Raw genomic sequence first — 19,301 nt, 5'->3', positions numbered from 1 at the left:
CGCATGGTCCCCGAGTTCCCCGGCTGCACCATCATCGCAACCCTCGCTGAGGACACGCGCTTCGCCCTGCATCGCGGCCAGCTCGAGGACGGCACGCCCGTGCTCGTCGAGACGGCGCGTGCCCGCGCCCGCGGGGAGGAACGCGCGCGCATCCGCCGCGCCCACGCCATCGCCAAGGACCTCGGCGAGACCATCGTCCCGCGCACGCTCGGCCTCGTCGAGCACGGCGACGTGTTCGCGCTGCTGCGCGCCGACCCCGGCGGATGCACGCTCGCGGAGCTGCTCGCGACGCGCAGGCTGCGCATCGAGACCGCCCTGGAGATCACGATCGCGCTCGGGCGGGCGCTCTCCACGCTCGCGGCGCACGGCATCGTCCACCGCGACATCGCCCCGAAGAACGTGCTCTTTCGCGAGGACGACGGCGCCGTCTGGATCCTCCACTTCACCTCGGCCGCGCGCGTCGGCGAGGAGTCGCTCCGCACGCCGAACCCGCAAGCGCCCGAGGGGACGCTCGCGTACATGCCGCCCGAGCAGACGGGCCGCACGAACCGCCCGGTCGACCACCGCGCCGACCTCTACGGGCTCGGCGCCGTGCTCTACGAGATGCTGACGGGCTCGCCGCCCTTCACCACGCAGGACCCGGTCGCGCTCGTGCACGCGCACCTCGCGCGCACGCCGAAGCCGCCGCACGAGCTCGAACCAAACGTGCCGCCGGCCGTGTCGCGCCTCGTGCTCAAGCTGCTCGCGAAGGGCGCCGACGATCGGTACCAGAGCGCGCGCGGGCTCGTGGCCGACCTCGAGACGTGCCTCACGCGCCTGCGCAAATCGGGCCGCATCGATCCCTTCCCGCTCGGCGGTCAGGACCGGCCGACGATGCTGGCGTCGGCGGTGCGGCTCTACGGCCGCGACGCGGAGCGCGAGACGTTCGCCTCGGCGATCGAGCGAGCGCGGCGCGGCGGGCGTGAGCTCTTCGCCATCCAGGGCGCCCCCGGCATGGGCAAGACCGCGCTCGTCCTCGACGCGGCCACGCGCATCGGCCCCGAGGACGCCTACATCGTCACGGGCAAGTTCGATCCGATCGGGCAAGGCCTGCCGTTCTCGGGCTTCGGCCACGCGCTCGGCGAGCTCGTGCGCGCGGCGCTCGCCGAGAGCGAGTCCGAGCTCGCGCGCATCCGCAGCGAGATCGACGTCGCGCTCGGGCCGAACGCCGAGCTCGTCACGCGCGTGGTCCCCGAGGTCGGGCTGCTCTTCGGGCCCGCGGAGGCCGCGCCGGACCTCGGGCCGATCGAGTCGCAGAACCGCTTCGCGCTCGTCGTGCAGCGCTTCCTGTCGGTGTTCACGCGGCGCCGGCCGGTGCTGCTTTTCCTCGACGATCTCCAGTGGGCCGACCCCGCCTCGCTCAAGCTCCTGCGCGACCTGCTCGCCGATCCGCAGTCGAGTTACCTGCTCGTCGTCGTGGCGTTCCGCGGCCGCGAGGACGGGGATGGGTTCCGGGCCGTCGGGCGTGTGATCGACGAGGTCGAGTGGCAAGGCGTGCCCGTCTCGAAGGTGGAGCTCCGGCCGCTGCGCCCGTCGGACGTGCGCGCGCTCGTCGCGGGGCTGCTCGGCTGCGACCTCGCGGACGTGGAGTCGCTCGGCGTGCTCTTGTGGAGCAAGACGAGCGGCAATCCGCTCTTCATCCGGCAGCTCCTCGGCACGCTCGTGCGCGAGGGCCTCGTCGAGGTGGATCCGGCGACGGGCGCCGTGGTCTCGGACGAGGCGCGGATCGAGGAGACGGTCACCGACGACATCGTGACGCTCCTGCTCGACAAGATCGGCGACCTCTCGCCCGCGGCGCAGCGGACGCTCGAGCTCGCGTCGGTCTTCGGGCACGAGTTCCAGATCGACGCGCTCGGGGCGCTCGCCGACAGGCCGGAGGTCGAGGTGCGCGCGGACCTCGCCGCGGCGCTGAGCGAGGGGCTCGTGCTTCCTGTGCGCGTGCGGCCTTCGACGCCGCGCGGGTCGGGCAAGTCGACCCCACCCCGGCCGATCGCGCCGCGCGCGTTCCGGTTCTCGCACGACAAGGTGCAGCAGGCGGCCTACTCGCTCCTGCGCCCGGAGGAAGTGCCCGCGCTGCACCTCGCGATCGGGCGGCGGCTGCGCGACGAGATCGGCATGGAGGGCGAAGGGCTCTTCGAGCTGCTCTTGCACATGAGCCGCGGCATCGCGGTGATGAAGGATCCGGCCGAGCGGCTGGAGATCGCGCGGCTCGCGCTCGACGGCGGGCAACAGGCGAAGGGCGCGGCCGCGTACGAGGCGGCGATCGGCTACCTCGCGACGGGCATGGAGCTGCTCGGCGAGCGCGGCTGGGACGAGCACACGTTCCTCACGTTCGCGCTCACGCGTGACCGCGCGGCGTGCGCCTACCTGACGGGCCAGTTCCACGAGGCCGAGCAGCTCTTCGCGCTCCTCCTGTCCCACGCGAACTCGGCGCTCGATCGCGCCGGCGTGCACGACCTTTTGGTGGTCCTCTACGTGACGCAGGGCAGGTTCGCGGACGCCGTGCGCGTGGCCCGCGAGGCGCTCGCGTTGCTCGGCGAGGCGCTCCCGGACGAGGCGGACCTCGAAGCGGCGCTCGCGCAGGAGCAAGCCGCGCTCGCGGCCGAGCTCGAAGCCCGCTCGATCGAGTCGATCACCTCGGCCCCGCCGCTCGACGACGCGCGGAAGCGCGCGACGTTGCGGACGTGGATGCACCTCGTGTCGGCGGCGTACGGCACGTCGCCGTCGCTCCTGTTTTTCGTGTGCGCGCGCATGGTGCGCGCGACGCTCGCGTGGGGGCCAACGGAGCTCTCCGCCTACGGATTCTCCGCCTACGGCATGAGCCTCGTCGCGGCGCGGCGGTACGAAGAGGCGCACCGGATGGGCGAGATCGCCCTGCGCCTGCATGACCGGCTGCCGAGCCCGAACATCGCCTGCAAGGTCTACCTGAACCAGGGCGCGACCCTGCACCCGTTCCGCCGCCCGCTCTCGGCGTGCCTGCCGTTCCTCGAACGTGCGCACCGCGAGGGGCTCGCGACGGGCGACTTCTCGTTCCTGTCGTACGCGTGTTTCTCGACGACGATGGTGCGGCTCGGGATCGGCGAGGACCTCGCCGTCGTCGAGCAGGAGGCCGAGGGCTTCCTCACGCTGATGCAGAAGACGCGGGACGCGACGTCGGAGGCGTACCTGCGGATCATGTACCAGCTCATCCGTTGCCTGCGCGGCCGGACGCGCGGCCGGATCTCGCTCTCGGATCGCGAGTTCGAGGAGGTCTCGTTCGTCGCCTCGCTGGTCGAGAAGAAGCTGCCGTTCATCGCGTGCCGCTACCACGCGGCGCGCCTGGAGCTCGGCCTGCTCTTCCACGACCTCGAGCTCGCGGAGAAGGCGGCCGCCGAGGCCGAGACGCTGCTCCCCACGGTCGTCGCGCAGTACTTCGCGACGGAGGTCGTCTTCCACGGCGCGATCGTCGCGGCCGCATTGCTCCACACTGGCACGCCCGCGGATCAGGCGCGCCGGCGGGCGGACCTCGATCGACGCGAGGCCGATCTCGCCGCCCTCGCGCGGAGCTGCCCGGAGACGTACCAGCACCGGCTCGACCTCGTCCGCGCGGAGCGCGCGCGCGCGGAGGGACGCGACGCCGAGGCGATCGACCTCTTCGAGACGGCGATCGCGGGCGCGTGCGAGCACGGCTTCATCAAGGACGAGGCGCTCGCGAGCGAGCGCGCGGCCGTGCATCACATCATGCGGGGCCGAAAACGCCTCGCCCGCGCCTACGTGCTCGACGCGCGCAAGGCCTACCAGCGCTGGGGCGCGCGCGCGAAGGTGGAGAACATCGCGGCGCGGTACGAGGATCTCTGGGAGAACGAGACGCCGCCGTGGGACATGCCGGCGAACTCGAGCCCCGGCGAGCGTTCGTTCGCGACGCTCGACACGGCCACGGTGATCCGCGCGGCGCAGGCGATCGCGGGCGAGATCCTCCTCGAACGTGTGCTCTTGCGCGTCGTGCGCGCGGTGATCGAGAGCGCGGGCGCGGACCGGGGGATGCTGCTCATCGAGCGGGGCGGTCGTCTCTGGGTCGAGGCGATGATGGTGGTGGATCCCGAGCGGCTGACGGCGGGCCCGAGCGTGCTCGCGGAGGAGACGGAGGAGCTGCCGCTCTCGGTGGTGGAGTACGTGCGGCGCACGCGCGAGCCGCTCTTGCTCGGCGACGCGCGCTCGGATCGGCGCTTCGCGAAGGATCGGTACATGGTGGCGCGCTCGCCGCGCTCGATCCTGTGCACGCCGATGCTGCACAAGGGCCGGCTCGTGGGGATCATCTACCTGGAGCACGCGCTCGCGACGGAGGCGTTCGTGCCGGCGCGGCTCGTGCTGGTGGACTTCCTGGCCTCGCAAGCGGGCGCCGCGGTGGAGAGCGCGCTGCTCTACACGGAGGTGCAGCGCGTGACGGAGGAGCTGCTGCGCACGAACGAGGGCCTCGAAGAGGAGGTCGCGCGGCGGACGCGGGAGTCGAACGAGACGGCGGAGCAACTCCGCGTCGAGCTCGAACAACGCATGCTCGCGGAGCTCGAGCGCGAGTCGCTGCAAGCGCACATCATCGAGGTGCAGCGCGAGCGCCTGGCGGAGCTGTCGACGCCGATCATCCCGATCACGGACGACGTGGTGGTGATGCCGCTCATCGGGGCGATGGACCGAGCGCGCTCGGACGAGGTGATGGGCGCAGCGCTGCGCGGCGCGTCAGAGCGGCGAGCGCGCGCGGTGATCCTGGACGTGACGGGCGTGAAGGGTGGCGACATCTACATCGCGGAGGCGCTCGTCCGAACGGCGTCGGCGCTGAAGCTGCTCGGAGCGCAGGCGATCCTGACGGGCGTGCGCGCGGACGTGGCGCGGTCGCTCGTGGGAAGCTCGGCGGAACTGCAGGGGATCGTGACGAAGGGGAGCTTGCAGGCGGGAATCGCGTTTGCGATGGGCGCGCGGAAGCGCGGCTAAAACGCCAGAAACCGCGGAAACCAGAGCTTCGTGAACGCGGCCAGCACCCCGAGGCCGACGATCGTGAGGAACGTACCCGGGACGATCATGTCCCGCGCCGTGAACTCGCCCCGCCCGGAGGGATCCACGCTGAACCCGTACGCCATCGCGTTCGGCGGCGTGCTCACCGGCAGCGGCATCGAGAGCGTGCACGCGAACGCCGCGACGAGCAGCAGGGGCGCGGAGGGCACGCCTTCGAGCCCGATCACCACGGGCGCGAGCAGGTTGACCGCGGCCGTGTTGCTCATGACCGACGAGACCACCACCGCGAAGACCGCCACGACGCCCATCACGACGAAGGGTGGCAGCCCCGCGGTCGGGAGCTTTTGTGTCGCCCACGCGGCGAGCCCCGATTGCTCGACGGCCGCGCCGAGCGCGAGCCCGCCGCCGATGAGGAGGATCACGTCCCACGGCAGGGCGCGCAGGTCCGGCGCGCGCAGGAGGTCCGTGCCGAAGAAGACCACGACCGGCAGGAGCGCGACCGTGCCCGAGGTGATCGAGAGCGCGCCGCCGAAGATCCAGCCTGCCACCGTCAACACGAACACGCCGAGCACGAGCGCCTGCGGCCGTCCGAACGGACGTGGCGCCTCGTCGTCGAGCGTGATCGCCTTCACGCCGCTCGGGTAACGACGCCCGAGGTAAACGAGCAAGAGGAGCTGAAGCACCACCTGCAGCGGCACGGCGAGCGCCATCCACACCGCGAAGCTTGGCGCCTCGGCGCCGAGGTACCGGATCACGATCGCGTTGGGCGGCGAGCTGATCGGCGTGGCGAGGCCGCCGAGGTTCGCCGAGAACGCGATGCCGAGCAGGAGCGCCTTGCGGAACCCGTCCCCCGGCGGGACCCGCGCGAGCATCGACGCCGCCGGGCCGAGCATCAACGCGCACGCGGCCGTGTTGCTCATCCACACGCCGATCACGCTCGTCGCGATCATCATGGCGAGCAGCACGCGTTGCGGGGACGTGCCCGCGCGGCGGAGGAGCGCGCGCGAGATGCGCCGGTCGAGCTGGGTGCGCTCGATGGCGACGCTGAGCACGAAGCCGCCGAGGAAGAGGAGCGTCACGTCCGAGAAGAACGCGTTCAGGAAGAGCGTCGGGCCGTGGTGCGCGGGGTCGAGGGCGGGCGAGAGCCAGACGAGCTCGAGCGTGAGGATGACGAGGCTCGTGACGAAGAGCGGCACGGCCTCGGTGAGCCAGAGCGTGGCCGCGACCGCGACGATCCCGAGCGTGATCTCTGCGGGCCGCGTGAGCCCGAGCGGCCCGCCGAGCCAGCCGCGGTGCGTCACGAAGGCCGCGACGATCGCCAGCGTGAACCCGACGAACGCGCGCGGATCGAGACGCAGCGCGAGGGGCGCGAGGCTCGATTCCTTCGCCAGCTCACGCGACATGGCCTGCTTATAGCCCGAGGGCCGGCCTCGACGCACGCGGCGTTGCCCTTTGCGCCGCGTGAGAATCGGCGCATTCTCGCGCCCTTGTGACCGACGCCCGTCCCGCCCACGACACCCGGATCTGGCTCTACGCGTTCGGCTATTTCGCCTGCTATTGGCCCTACAGCGCGCTCACCAAGCTCGCTTCGCAGGGCCGGATCCCCGGCATGACGCGCGCCGTCTCGGGCTTCGAGCTCTTGCCCGTCACCACCCTCGCCTCGCTCGTGGGCATGCTCGTCTTCCTCTCGTGGCGTGGCCTCTTTCGGTACGCGACGCATCGAACCGTGTTCGGCCGCGTGATCCCCGTCCCCACGCGCTGGACCTTCCTTTCGGGCGTGGCCACGGCGGTCATCATCGCGACGACCACGCTCGCGTACACCTTCGACGGCGTATCGATTGTCCTCATGATGCTCCTCATGCGCGGCGGCGTGCTCGTCCTCGCGCCGTTCGTCGACGCGTGGAGCGGGCGCCGCGTCCGGTGGGTCTCGTGGATCGCGCTCGGGCTCAGCCTCGCCTCGCTCGCCGTGACGCTCGCCGATGGGGCGAGGTACGACATGACCGTGATGGCCGCGGTCGACGTCGCCGCGTACCTCGCCAGTTATTTCGTGCGGCTGCGTTTCATGAGCCATCTGGCGAAATCGGAGGACCCGCGCGACACGTATCGATATTTCGTCGAAGAGCAGATGGTCGCGACGCCGGTGGTGGTGTGTTTGCTGGTGGTGGGCGCGGTGATCGGAAAGGGCGCGGTGCTCGGAGAGCTGCGGGCCGGATTCGTCTCGCTCGGGGAGACGGGCGCGCTGCTCCCGGCGATTGCCATTGGCTTGCTCTCGCAGGGCACGGGTGTTTTCGGCGCGCTCATTCTGCTCGATGGGCGCGAGAATGCGTTTTGCGTGCCGGTGAATCGCGCGTCGAGCGTGCTCGCCGGGGTGCTCGCGTCGGCGACGCTCGCGCTCCTCGGGCTCGGCCAGGCCACGCCGATGCGTGAGGTTGCGGGGGCTGTGCTCGTGCTTTCGGCGATCGTGGTGCTGGCGTGGCCGACGTTGAGCGCGCGGCGGCGCGGAGGACCTGCGTCCACGGCGCGGCCTGTGTCCTGATCCCATCCGCCCTCGTCGCTCGTGGGAAGCTCGGCGGAGTTTCAAGGGCTCGTGACGAAGAGAGCTGGCCGCCGGGGATTGCGTTTGCGGTGGGGCGCGGAGGCGGAGTTAACTCAGAAGGCTAGGAGCTCGTCGAGGCGGCCAAGGTCGAGTTTCCGCCCAGGCTTGCTGTGAGGGAGTCCGGCCAGATCGGAAGCTTTGTCGAGCGCGAGCCCGAAGACTTGTTCGAGCGTGAGACCACGATCAACCCAGCGCTCAGCTGCGTCGAGGACCGGCTCCGTCAGGGCTATGAAGCGCTGATACAACTCTATGGCAGCATGGTCTCTTTCGAGCGTCTCTCCGCCGTGCGCTGCACGGTTGCGAGTCTCATAGACGTGGGCGAAGAATGATGCGATGTCCTCGTAGAGCTGGCGGAAGTAATCAGCGAGCTTAGTTCCGTTCCCGACACTCTCGCGCTTGGTGTCCTTCTCTTCCCCTGTAATGACAAGATAATCGTGCAAACCGGCGGCCGCGAAGGGGGCCCAGACGGTGAGCACATCTTTGAACTCGAGGAGCGTCCTGCGTTGCTCCCAGAGCCACCGCAACGAGCTTTCCTCGCCCAGCGCAGGAATTCGGTCCATCACCCTCTTTCGGCGCATGGATGGGACGGCCTCCGGGTCGAGCACCGCTCGTTGTTCCTCGGACAGATCGGGTAACCATTGCGCAACGAGCCGTGCCAAAGGTTCGTTCTGAGGCTCCATGCACGCTGAAAGCCAGAGACCCGCTCGCGCGTCGTGAAGGATCCGAGTGAACGTACCCTTAAGGTGGAGGAGCGCCGCGGGCGCTGCCAGGCACGGGATCGTTTCGACCTTACTCTGCAAGCCTGTGGCGACTAGGCGCTCCATCGCCATCCAGGCGAGCATGGTGCGTTGTTCACCATTCAATCCCGGGCGACGCGTGTCCAGAATCTCACGGCGGGCTCGCAGAATCCGCTGACGCGGAACCGAGGTTTCCGTGCCTCTCGATGGGTTTGCCCGCAACGCAGGGGCCGAGGAATCGCGTCGGTAGGGGGCAAGACCGGGGAAGCTGCGATCGGCGTCCAGGGGCTCCTCGCGGTCGGCATGCTCCATCGAGTGCGCCTCAATGGACTCGACGTGCTCGTAGGCCACACGCTCGTGCAAATCTATCGTTACGTCTGGCTCAGGCATCACACGACGTGCGAAGCGCTCGCTGAGGAGCGCATGCACCCGTTGTCGCCCCATCTGTCGAGCCTCGAAATTGGAGCGAGCTTGCGTCTGAAGGATGAACTCGACGATATGCGTACCATCTTCGGACGCAATTGGGCCTATACGTATCTCGATGTCATCCGATGCGGAGGCGTTGGCCTTATCGAGTTCGAGCTGCGTCACGACGTCGAGCGGTAGTCGCCGATGCTGGGTATAGCGAGCCGACCACGGTTTCGCGAAGAGCACGTTCAGGAAGGCGCTCGCCGCGTCTCGGGGCCGCTGTCGTCGCAATTCCCTGTGCAGGCGTTCGCGTAAGCTTCGAGCGCTCCCGATCCCCGCCGCGATCGCGTCATGGATGATGCTCCTCGTGGCTTCGCGTGCTGTGTCCCACCGCTTCCAGAATGATGTGTTTTCAGGCGGCAGATCGAGAAACGCATCGATATCGGTTCGTAGCTTGTCCGCGACGGTCGCCGCATATCTTCGTCCTCTTTCCAGCACGGGGCGCGGATCACGCGAACCGTCATCCAGCCACGTTTGCTGGATGCGCTGGACGACCCAATCCTCTTCGATGGCCCGCAGCATGGGCTCTAGGCGCGCGAGGGGATGAAGGCAATAAGGATTTGTACTCGGCTTCTGCGCTTGGGGATGGAGGATTTCGTCGTGGCGCAGGGCACGCTTCTCTCTTAGCCGGTGCTCGGGGAGATCCATGAGCAGCCCGTCGAGACGCGCCATCGCCATGACGAGTCCACCCCAGCGTACGACATCGAGCGCACCTCTCTGGGGGGGAGAGAGGAGTTGGTCGACGTAATGCAGCCAGAGCCTTTGATGAACGGGGACAGCGGTGCGCAGTAAGGCATCCGGATCCGAAACTTCTTGCTTCGGAGGTTCGGTGGGAATCACGGATGGTTCCGTCTCGCGTTCATTGGTCGTTCCGGTTTCCGAGGAAGCCTCTTTCGTCGAGCCTATGGGCGCCAGAACTTCTGCAGTCGAGTCTATCCGCGTCGGAGCGGCGGATTCCGCCTTGTGCGCGACGGGCTCGTCCACTGGTACATCGACGTCCCATCCGCGCTCCTCAGCCAGGACCGCCGCGCTCTCCCATGCGACATTGAGGTCTTTCACGGAGCCGCCTCGTTTTACGGCGATGCTGATGCCCCTATGCGCCGCAGCGTTGAGGAGAGCATGCGCGCGCTGACGATCGATCCAGGCCCCAGGCGCCTCGTCGAGGAACTTCGCTTGAGCTAGGAGAACCGCCGCATCCAGTAGGACTTCCTCGCGGCGGAGGACGGTCAGTTCCTTAGGAATCGTCGCAAGTGTATTGGCGAATTCCCGACCCGTCGAAGGCCGCAAGAGTTCGACCCCCTCGCCCCGAAGAAAGACGCGAGAAATCCCGCTTCGGAGCAGGGCCTCGGTGTCCCCCTCGAAGCGCTGTCGCTCGCTTCGTAGCCGCGAACCTGCTTCGGTCAAACGGTACCCGGCCCCTCCCCCCACCACCGTCGTTCGCTCAAGGTATCCAAGGTCGCGTAAAAGCTCCACGTACGGGTAAAGGACCGTATGTGCCTTGAAACTTTTCTGTTGCGGCGAAGCGCCCTCTGCCTGTTTCCGAAGGACGCTCCGGTCCTCACGGGCTTTTCGGGCGAGCGTATCCAGCACCTCCGAGAGCCTCTCCGCAACCTCAGCTGTGGTTTGTTCCTCTGTGGGCCACCCCGAAAGGAGTGGCAGGACGACGTCACCCGCAGCTTGTACGACGATGTAGAAGGCAATCCAGCGCGAGGCTCCTCGCCATACGAGCGGATTGCCGTCATCGGGCGACCATGGAGCTACCGCGCGCAGGACATGGCCTATTTCCGTGAGCGTCTCGGTCGTCGTGTCATAGATACCGAAGTTGACGCCCATCGCCGCGAGACGATCGATACGGCTGGGTGGTACGTTTCCTCGGGGGGACACGGAGAAGCCAGCTTCGTCGATCCATGGCTCGAAGTTGCCCTGGAGAGACAGGATCGATGCCCGGAGGGAGTCGAGAGGTAGGCGCTCCGTGCCGACGATGCCAGCAATGAGCCGCAGCCATCCCAGTCGAATTTGATCGGGCGACGTTTGCCGCAAAAAACGCATGCTAGCCCTTCGTCATGGCGTACCAGCGCCGGATCATGTCCGCCCGGATCGGAGGTTCGACGCCCTTCTCGACGGCGTTCAGTCCGATGTCCGAGAGCACGTGGAGGAGGTCTCGGGGGCTCGACGTAGCGAAGAGCTGCTCTTCGTCCCGGACCAGCCTGCGGTAGAGGTCTTCCAGGCGATGCGCGACAAGGTCGAAGGCCGCTCGTTCGAGCAGGAATGGCAGGCTGTTGGCGTCGCTCGTCAAGCCGGGCCAAAGCCGCTCCATGAACTGGCTGCGGTCTTCCGCGGTGCCGAGCGGCTTCAAGCGGAGCTGCCGGTTTCCGATTCGACTCTGTACGTCACTTCGGAGCAATGGATGGATGCCGCCGCGCACCCGCGGTGTATTCAGGCCGAGGAAGAAACCCAAGCTCTGATTCTCGCTGTCGAACAGGGTGCGCATCCCACTGCCGATGCTGGCTTGCGCGTCGATATCCACGACGTTGCTGAAAGTCTCCGCCTCGTCCAGGAGGAGCAGGAGCTTCTTGCCGAAGACACTCCGATGGAGGTCACTGATGGCCTTGTAAAGCTCCACGATTTGCGTCGGTCCTGCTTCCTCGAAGAGTGTGCATGTGAACTTCGCCTTGGCCATGGCGGGACCCGAAAGCTTGCTGCTCGCCATCAGCCATTGCTTGGCGGTCGTGGCGCCGGGATGCGCTGTCCCCACGCCCGGGAGTCCGAGATCCCGTAACGCGAGGCGCATGTTCTCCGTAATGCCGTGGATCCCATCCAGCCGCTTTTCCCTCTCCTTTCCCGGCGCCTGCATCGCTGCGGTGGCTTTCTTGATGAACTCCGGGGCGATCTGCTGGTGGACCGACAGGAAGTTCGAGCGTCGATGAAAGCCGGAAAGCGCTACGTAGACAGGTTCGAAACGAACCAGCGGGCTGTCAGGGCCGAGGAGGACGTGCTCGACGTAACGCAGGAGGTGGCTCTTTCCCGTTCCAAAATCCCCCTCTACGACGAGGAGGGGGGTTTCGACGCGGAGGGCCTGCTCGACTTTTGGGAGGGATCCGTCCAGATCGACGTAAAGCCGCAGGTGCTCGGGCAGCTTCGTGCTCAACCGAAAGTCGGTTCGCTCGGCATCCTTGAGCTTGAAGTAGCGTGCGAAGGGGGTCACGGACGAACTTTCCGATGGAGCCATGCACGGTCGTCATGCACCGGCCGCGCCGAGCCTAGCCGGGAGCCCCCTTGGAAGTCTACAAAACTGACGCAAGGGGCGCCGGGGTCTTCGCAGAACCGGGGCGCCCTCCTGTGCAAGTTAGCCCTCCTCGTAAGGAGATGCCGCTTCCTCACTCCGCACCGGCGCTCGCGCGCAGGTGAATCCGCTTATACTCCTCGACGCCGGACGGTGCACCTCGCGCACCACGTGCTTGAACGACAGATACTTCTCGTAGGCGGGGCCGTAGGCTGCCGCGCGCGCCTGGTTCGCGTTCCCGAGCGCCTTGTTCGCCGTGACGGGTTCACCATCTTGGATGGCCTGCGGGGCGAGCTTGCCGAATTCGCCGCCGAGGAGGTCATTGGCCCAGGCCGTCCCCACGTGGTCGTCGATAGCGTCGGGCAGGTTCTCGATCGCCGTGATTTTGTTGGTATCGGTGACTGCCTCTTCAGGGTATCGAGCAGCTTCAGGGGGGCTATAGGCCGATGCGACGGCGCGTGCTTCACGGTAAAGCTCGTCGAGCGATTCGGGGGCGGCTGCTGCCTCGGACCTTTCCTTCGCCGCGGTGTTCTCGCCTGCGACCACCGTCTTGTTACGCGGCGACGAATTCATCTGCCGGGGCTTTCAAGAGGTCGCATGCACCCGCGCCACGGCCGGGCCTGCGTCCACGGCGCGGCCCGCGTCCTGATTGCGTCAAGAAATGTTGGCCCCGGAGCTACCGCCCGCCCCGCGGAGCCACGCCGCCGGTAGATCCGTCGTCGCGCCGCCCGGCCCCCCGCCGCCGTCTCGCCACGGCGACACCCACGCACAGCAGCACAATCGCCTCGACCTCCTCCGCCTCGCTCGTGCAGCCCGGAGACGCGCACGCGCACGACCGTCGCGGCGGCACGGGCGGCGGTGTGGCCGCTCCCGCGCCGCCCACGCGGAGGGCGGGCAGCGTGAAGCGGCGGGAGAGGCTTTGCTTCTTGTCGTCCTCGATGTCCACGCGCAGGTCGAGCGCATAATGGCCCGGGGCGAGCGGAGGCGTGAACGCGAGGAACGCGTGGTCGATCTCGGTGCGGCCGCTCATCGATCCCGAGAGCATCTCCGGCATCAGGTCGAGCGTGCCCGCGGCGTGGTCGCCGGCGCGCGCCGTGATGACGACGCGGGAGACGTGAGGGCGGCGCTCACGGGTGCTCGTCAGGAAGATGTCGACGACGCGGCGGCGGCGCCTCGCCCATACGATGGGCTCGATCACGTCGTGGCTGCCGAGGAGCTTCTCGCGCAGGGCGAAATGCTCGGCGCTCTCCAGGAGGCTCCACTGCACGTGCGCGTCGGTCTCGCGACCCCAGCGGGCCAGGAGGGCCGCCGCGACGGGCGGGGGCGGCTCCTGCGCGCTGAAGCGCAGGTCGAGCGCGGCGGCGCGCACCTCGGGCTCCGGATCGTCGTAGAGCGAGGCGAGCTGGGGCGCGTGCTTGCGCGATGGATCGAGCTTGCTCGACAGAGGGAACCTGCCGATCTCCAGCAGCGTGAGGGCGGCGAGGCGGCGGTGGAGTGGCACGGCGGGCGAAGCGGCGGCCGCGAGGAGGCTCGGACCGGACACGCTTTCGGGGATCATGGGCAAGGAGACGCCTCCGACCCGGCGCGCGACGCCGTCGAGGAGCGCGTCGAGATCCCCCGTGCTCGCGAGCGCTTCAATGGCCTTCGTCGCAATGCGATCGTCCCAGGAGGAGACGTGGCCGAGGGGCACGGGAGCGTCGTCGTCGTCCGCGGGCGGGCCGATGAGCTCCACGAGCTTGCGCCGGCCCTCGGGGGTGGCCCGCGCCGCGATCGCCTCGCGGGCGGCTCGGGCCCGCGCGACAGCGGCGTCGATCGCGCGGCGCAGGCCGTCCTGATCGAGCGGCGCGCCGGCGCGAGGATCCCCCATGATGTCGAACGGATCCGCGCGCTGCGGGACGGGCTCGGAGAGGCCGGGGTTCATGTGCTGCTCGAAGCGGTAGGCCTGGCCGTCCCGGAAGATGCGCAGGCCCGACAGCTCCCAGGGCGGCGCGCCGGCCGCGTCGCTGTCGGTAGGCTGGAGGAAGAGGACCACCTCGTCCCGAGACGACACCCGCGGTCGCACCCGGAGCGGGGCGTGGCCACCCCCACGACGGTTCGAGGACGTGGCCGTCGTACGACACCTCCACGCGATCACCCGGGCGAAGCGGGCCCGTGTACGACTCCAGGACGTGGTGCTCGATAACGGTCTCCCCGGTCGCGCGCCGCTGCTCCGGCCCTCGCCGCGCGAGGACGATGGCCTCGCTCTCGAACGCGAGCGAGGCCAGGTCCTGGTGGAGCATCTGCGCGGCCTCGGCCGGCTTCGCCAGGAACGAGAGCAGCGCCGCGACGAGGAGCGCGAGGGCGCGTTTCCGGACTTCGGGCGGACGGGTCGAGGGGGGCATGGGATCTCGGGGACGGTTCAGCCGGATGGCCATTGGGTGCGCGTTGGCAGAAATCGCGACCACGACCCGCGTCGGAGATGGGTCGCGACCACGACCCGAAGTCCTGGCCGAGGGGGGTGGACGGGCGACATGCCGTTATGCAGTCTGAGCCGATGTCGCGGGGCAAGCTTGGTGAATTCGCCGATGATCCGGACAGCGTCTTCGTCGACGTTCCACCGAACCCTGCGTGGATCGCATGGGTCGATGCGCTGATCGCCGGCGGCGCGGCCGTCGGAACCTTCTTCGCGGCGAAGCACTTCGGGGCAAACGGAGTCCTCGCCGCGGTGCTGGCCGCTCTGGCGGCTCCCCTGGCGGGCTTCAAGCTCTCGTTCTTTGCTCGGCACCGCAGGATTCCGCGGCTCACCGTCGAGGAGTTCGACGCGGCGCGCCGCGCAGGCTCGTTGGCGCTCGCGGAGTTCCGCCGTGCCAACCCGGAGCACACGCAGGTCGACTGGTCGTTGGTCGCCTCGTCGTCCGAGGGAAACGTCATCGGTTGCATGGGAAGCCGCGAAGGGGCTGACCGCATGGCCCGCCGCGGCCTCATCGTCGTCTATCTCGTCGCCGCCGACGGGGCGATCCGCGAGGTCGCCGATCCACGCCTAGGCAGCTACTCGCAGCGCATCGGGCGATCCGAGTGCGTGAATGCCCGCGGTTGAGTGGCTTGTTACGGAGGAGGGACCGACTCCGCTTCGACGAGGTCGCCGACCTTGAGAAGGAGGTTGCCGACCTTGCGTAGGAGGTCGCCGACCTTGCGTAGGAGGTCGCCGACTTTGCGTAGGAGGTCGCCGACTTTGCGTAGGAAGTCGTCGACCTTGCGTAGGAGGTCGCCGACTTTGCGTAGGAGGTCGCCGACTTTGCGTAGGAGGTCGCCGACCTTGAGAAGGAAGTCGCCGACCTTCAGAACGTGGTCCTTGGACCTCTCGTACGAGGTCGCCGATCTCGAGTAAGGGGTCGCCGACCTCTGGTCGGAGGTTGTTGGACCTCTGGTTGGAGGTCGCCGACCTCTGGTTGGAGGTCGTTGGACCTCTGGTCGGAGGTCGTTGGACCTCTGGTCGGAGGTCGTTGGACCTCTGGTCGGAGGTCGTTGGACCTCCTCCCCGAGGTCTACTCCGCCGCAACCACGAGCGGCTCGCAGCAGAAGACGCTTGGATCCCTGGGCACCGCCTCCCCAATCGCCTCGCCGCCCGCCACCACGCACGACCCCGGCTCCTCCGCCAACCACCCCGCGGAGATCGAGCCGAGGGAGAGCGGCATGGACGTGTCGTAACAGGCGGAGGCGTTCAGGCCAACGGCCGCGTTCTGAAAGATAGGCATGGGCGCACCGCCGCAGCTCGCGTCCTGGAACGCGCTCACCGACGCAATGCAGATCCCGTCGGCCGGCGGTGCACACGAGCACGCGGTGCATTCGCGTGTATCCGAGAGGCCTGCATAAAACACATGCCGCTCCGGAAACTCCGCCGGACACACCTGCGTCTCGCTCTCCTCCGTCCCCTCGGGGTAACGAAGGCAGCGCTGAAACCCGGCCGGAAGCTTCTCGATCCCACGCACGCATGCGGCCCCTGCACACGCGGGCGGGCTCTCCTCTTCTTCCGCAGCACAAGCCCGCGCGGCCACCGCCCACTGGGCCGGCCATGCACTCGCAAACTGCGGTACCGGCAGGGGATCCTCAATGACCTCGCAGCCCGCCGTGCCCACGGCGCCGATGTGCACCGAGCTGAACGTCCCAGGCCCGAGCGACGGCCCCGCGAGGCACCCGCCTTCCCACGACGGCGGCGGCTCGACCGCGCCGACGACACTCCCGCCGCACGCGTCCCCCGCCGTCGCGCGCACCGAAGGCAAGACGCACGAGGGCTCGGAGCATCGGCACGGGGCGCACATCGGGGGCGCCGTGAGCCCGGCATACCCATTAAAGACCGCCTTGGGCGCCTGCTTCGGGCACGCCGGCTCCTTGCCCTCGGGGCCCACCCACAAGGCGACGATCGTCCGCTCGAACGCCAGGGAAATCTCCTCGCAGCCTCCCATGCAAATGGACTGCGGCTTCCCTTTCTCCTCCAGATGGCACGGGTCGGGGTTTCCCTTGGAATCGAAGTGGCCGATGTCCGGGTTGTCGCAGGAGTAAACCACGTCCTCGGTTTCCACCTCGCAGCCGAGGACGAACGTCGACATCGAGAGCAAAACGAGCGCAAAGCGTAATTGCTTCATTCCAACGGTTCCTTCGTTTCGTATTGCATGATGTCGTAAATGATCTGCATCGAGAGGACGCCGAACACAGGAAACGGCGGGCCCCATCTCTGGTCGAACCTCGCGTCCACGCGGAGCGTGGGTTTGGCGAAGGTGTACCCACCTTCGGCGAGAACCCGAAAGGAGAGCCTTTGCGCAAACCGCCAGGAAAACTCGGCGCCGAGGAGCGCCGCCCCGCTCGACCCCTTGGACTCCAGGGGGCCACTTGGGGTCTTGTTCCAGCCGTACCAGTCGCCGAGCCGAGCGCCGGCAAAGACCCCGAAAAACGCCCAGGGGCGGACGCCGACGTGCGCGAAGAGGGAGACGTCGTATCCGCGCATCGGCGCGAGGAAGCGCTCCTCGGGGACCACGGCCAGGGCGAACGTCGTGCCGAGGTCCCACAGCCACATCGGGCTCCGGATGCTCAGGTTCACCATGCCCCCCGCGTGATAGAGGCTGGGGACGGGCCCGCCGATCTGGGCGAGCGGGCCAGCGGCGACGGAGAACGACTTGAGGCCGCGCGGGGAGGATGAGGATGAGGATGAGGATGGGTCCGGTGGCGTGGGCGGTCTGGTGGGCGCGCCGGGGGTTGCGTTCGCGGCGGAGGAAGCCAGGGCCCCGAGAAATACGGCTCCTCCTACGCCCAAGGCCAGACGTCGACAAACCCGCATCCGTAGGCCTTACCGGGGGTTTTTCCGGGGGTCAAGGGATGTTTGTCCTCGTTCCACCGACAATTCGGTTCGTCGGCGTCCCTCGGTCCCCACATATCGACGCCCGTATGCACGCAGCGGTCGGTGTTCGGTGCAAATCGAGGAAAACGCGGGCGGCGCAATCGTGGCGTGTATCGCGCACACCACGGACGTTGCTGGACGTCCAGGCTGTGGCCCCGAATTCTCCTTGTCGCTCGCCCTGTTCTGTGCCCTCCCGTGTCCGCCACGCCGTGCCGATCACCGCGGTGGTGGGCGTCGTTCACCTCCGCGCGAAGCGACGCGCGCCTCGTCGCCGCGTCGTTCCAGGGCTTCCGGCGCGTCCGCCGTTCGGCATGGCGCGACGCGTCCGAGGTGCGTCACAAAAAATTGGGCCCGGCGGCGTCGCTTCCGGTAGGGGGGCTTCATGATCATCGCGCTCACCGGACAGAAGGGTGGGATCGGCAAGAGCACGACAGCCGTGAGCCTCGCCGTGGCGGCGCTCGCGCAGGGGCAGCGCGTGCTCCTCGTGGACGCCGATCCACAGGGCACGGTGCGCACGTGGGGCGAGGTCGCGAACGAGGCGGGGCACAAGGCGCCGACGATCGTGGCCATGGGCGCGCAGATGCATCGCCCCGGGCAGCTCGACAGCGTCTCGCTCGCGTACGACCTCACGATCATCGACTGCCCGCCGCGCCACGGAGAGATCACCCGATCGGCGCTCATGGTCGCGGACGTCGCCGTCTTCCCCTGCGGCCCGACCGCGGCCGACGCCTGGGCGCTCACGGCCGCGATCGAGGTGTTCCAGGAGGCGCGCGCGCTGCGGGACAAACTCGCCGGCTGCGTGCTCATCACGCGCAAGCAAGGCCGCACGGCGCTCGCCAAGAGCGCGCGCACCGCGCTCGAGACCTCGGGCCTGCCGGTCCTCGGCACCGAGCTCGGGTTTCGTGTGGCGTACCAGGAGGCGATCGCCGTGGGGAAGGGCGTGACCACGTACGCCCCGCGCGACGCCTCCGCGAAAGAGATTCACCAATTGCTCGACGAGCTCACGAGGTTTCACCATGGCCAAGAAGCAAGTCGCGGTTTCGCTCCGCAAGCCGCCGTCGCCTGAATCGATCGACGCATTCGTCAGCGGAGACGAGCCGCCCGCCGCCGCAGCCGCGGCCCCGAAGCGCGCGCGCCGCGCCCCGGCGAAAGCGGAGCGTGGGGGTTTGGGGGCGCAGCTCGGCTCGTCCGAGCGGAGCCCCCAAGCGGGGACCGAGGCCGACGCCACGCCCGTCCCGGAGAGCGTCACGCCCGTCCCGGAGAGCGCCGTCGTCGCCGTCGAGGCCCGCGCCGAAGCGCCTGCCGCGGCCGCGGCCGCGCCTGCCGAGCCCGTCGCCGCGCCCGCGCCTGCTGCGCCTTCGCCGCTGCCCGAGCCGACGGTCGTGGGCGGCGTGCCGCTCCGCCCCGTCACGATTTACCTGACGCCGGAGCTCGCCGAGCGCCTTACGATCCATTGCATTCAGCACGATCGGGACCTCAGCAACGTCATCGGCGAGGCCCTCACGAATCACCTCGCGCCGCGCCTCGGCGCCGGCACGGCCGAAGCTTCCGCCGCGCCCGGGGACGCCTCGCCGCCGCGTCCGTCCCCGTTCTGGGGCAAGGAGCCCTTCCCGCACGTGGAATGGCCTCCCCGCCGCTTCGAGCAGATCGTGGAGATCGGCCGTATTCTGCTCAGCGTCGTGCGTCGGCGCGGATACGCCGCGACCGCGTAGTCCTGCGTGTGACGAAATTCCGTCCCCCCGCGGGGGCTCCCCGTCAACCGGAGAAATCTTGCACAGCGGTTGAAAGCGCCCCGCTTTGCGCTGAACATGACCGCTCGGC

Annotated in this window: 12 protein-coding genes; 5 read left to right on the top strand and 7 right to left on the bottom strand. The window is 68.6% G+C overall.

The window, feature by feature from the left end; genetic code table 11:
- Positions 1 to 3 precede the first annotated feature (3 nt).
- A complete protein-coding gene (locus POL67_RS47535) occupies positions 4 to 5,004 on the top strand; it encodes an AAA family ATPase (protein ID WP_271928501.1) in 5,001 nt (1,666 codons plus the stop codon).
- On the opposite strand, the gene POL67_RS47530 is transcribed toward POL67_RS47535, so the two are convergent.
- Positions 5,001 to 6,428, bottom strand: a complete 1,428-nt coding sequence (locus POL67_RS47530; RefSeq protein WP_271928499.1) for an SLC13 family permease — start codon at positions 6,426 to 6,428, stop codon at positions 5,001 to 5,003. The genes POL67_RS47535 and POL67_RS47530 overlap by 4 nt on opposite strands.
- A gap of 86 nt (positions 6,429 to 6,514) precedes the next feature.
- Here POL67_RS47530 and POL67_RS47525 point away from each other — a divergent pair, with 86 nt between their 5' ends.
- The gene (locus POL67_RS47525; protein ID WP_271928496.1) at positions 6,515 to 7,561 is read left to right on the top strand and encodes a hypothetical protein; all 1,047 of its coding nucleotides are present in this window, start codon (positions 6,515 to 6,517) and stop codon (positions 7,559 to 7,561) included.
- 113 nt (positions 7,562 to 7,674) lie between these two features.
- Here the strand turns inward: POL67_RS47525 and POL67_RS47520 are convergent, their stop codons facing one another.
- From POL67_RS47520 to POL67_RS47505, 4 genes are all read right to left on the bottom strand, one after another.
- The gene (locus tag POL67_RS47520; RefSeq protein ID WP_271928494.1) at positions 7,675 to 10,875 is read right to left on the bottom strand and encodes a hypothetical protein; all 3,201 of its coding nucleotides are present in this window, start codon (positions 10,873 to 10,875) and stop codon (positions 7,675 to 7,677) included.
- Between the two features lies 1 nt (position 10,876).
- Positions 10,877 to 12,031, bottom strand: a complete 1,155-nt coding sequence (locus POL67_RS47515) for a hypothetical protein (RefSeq protein WP_271928492.1) — start codon at positions 12,029 to 12,031, stop codon at positions 10,877 to 10,879.
- A gap of 141 nt (positions 12,032 to 12,172) precedes the next feature.
- Entirely contained in the window at positions 12,173 to 12,682 is a 510-nt protein-coding gene (locus POL67_RS47510; RefSeq protein WP_271928491.1) for a hypothetical protein, read from the bottom strand.
- A gap of 103 nt (positions 12,683 to 12,785) precedes the next feature.
- Positions 12,786 to 14,159 (bottom strand): hypothetical protein, encoded by a 1,374-nt coding sequence (locus tag POL67_RS47505; RefSeq protein WP_271928488.1) that lies wholly within the window; start codon positions 14,157 to 14,159, stop codon positions 12,786 to 12,788.
- Positions 14,160 to 14,642: 483 nt separating this feature from the next.
- On the opposite strand from POL67_RS47505, the gene POL67_RS47500 reads away from it, so the two are divergent.
- A complete protein-coding gene (locus POL67_RS47500) occupies positions 14,643 to 15,185 on the top strand; it encodes a hypothetical protein (RefSeq protein WP_271928486.1) in 543 nt (180 codons plus the stop codon).
- Between the two features lie 448 nt (positions 15,186 to 15,633).
- On the opposite strand, the gene POL67_RS47495 is transcribed toward POL67_RS47500, so the two are convergent.
- Both POL67_RS47495 and POL67_RS47490 read right to left on the bottom strand, forming a co-directional pair.
- Complete coding sequence (locus tag POL67_RS47495; RefSeq protein ID WP_271928483.1) at positions 15,634 to 16,731, bottom strand: hypothetical protein; 1,098 nt, start codon at positions 16,729 to 16,731, stop codon at positions 15,634 to 15,636.
- The gene (locus POL67_RS47490) at positions 16,728 to 17,186 is read right to left on the bottom strand and encodes a hypothetical protein (protein WP_271928481.1); all 459 of its coding nucleotides are present in this window, start codon (positions 17,184 to 17,186) and stop codon (positions 16,728 to 16,730) included. Before POL67_RS47490 ends, POL67_RS47495 begins: the two co-directional genes overlap by 4 nt.
- Positions 17,187 to 17,862: 676 nt before the next feature.
- On the opposite strand from POL67_RS47490, the gene parA reads away from it, so the two are divergent.
- Together parA and POL67_RS47480 are read left to right on the top strand one after the other, a co-directional pair.
- Positions 17,863 to 18,546, top strand: coding sequence for a ParA family partition ATPase (gene parA / locus POL67_RS47485; protein ID WP_271928478.1), 684 nt, complete (start codon positions 17,863 to 17,865; stop codon positions 18,544 to 18,546).
- Positions 18,497 to 19,192, top strand: a complete 696-nt coding sequence (locus tag POL67_RS47480; protein ID WP_271928476.1) for a hypothetical protein — start codon at positions 18,497 to 18,499, stop codon at positions 19,190 to 19,192. Before parA ends, POL67_RS47480 begins: the two co-directional genes overlap by 50 nt.
- The last annotated feature ends 109 nt before the right edge of the window (positions 19,193 to 19,301 follow it).

Origin of the sequence: Polyangium mundeleinium (genome assembly GCF_028369105.1) — a bacterium.
In the GTDB taxonomy this organism is placed as follows: domain Bacteria; phylum Myxococcota_A; class Polyangia; order Polyangiales; family Polyangiaceae; genus Polyangium; species Polyangium mundeleinium.
The sequence above is the reverse complement of the archived record's forward strand: the minus strand, read 5'-3'. Positions and strand labels throughout refer to the sequence as shown.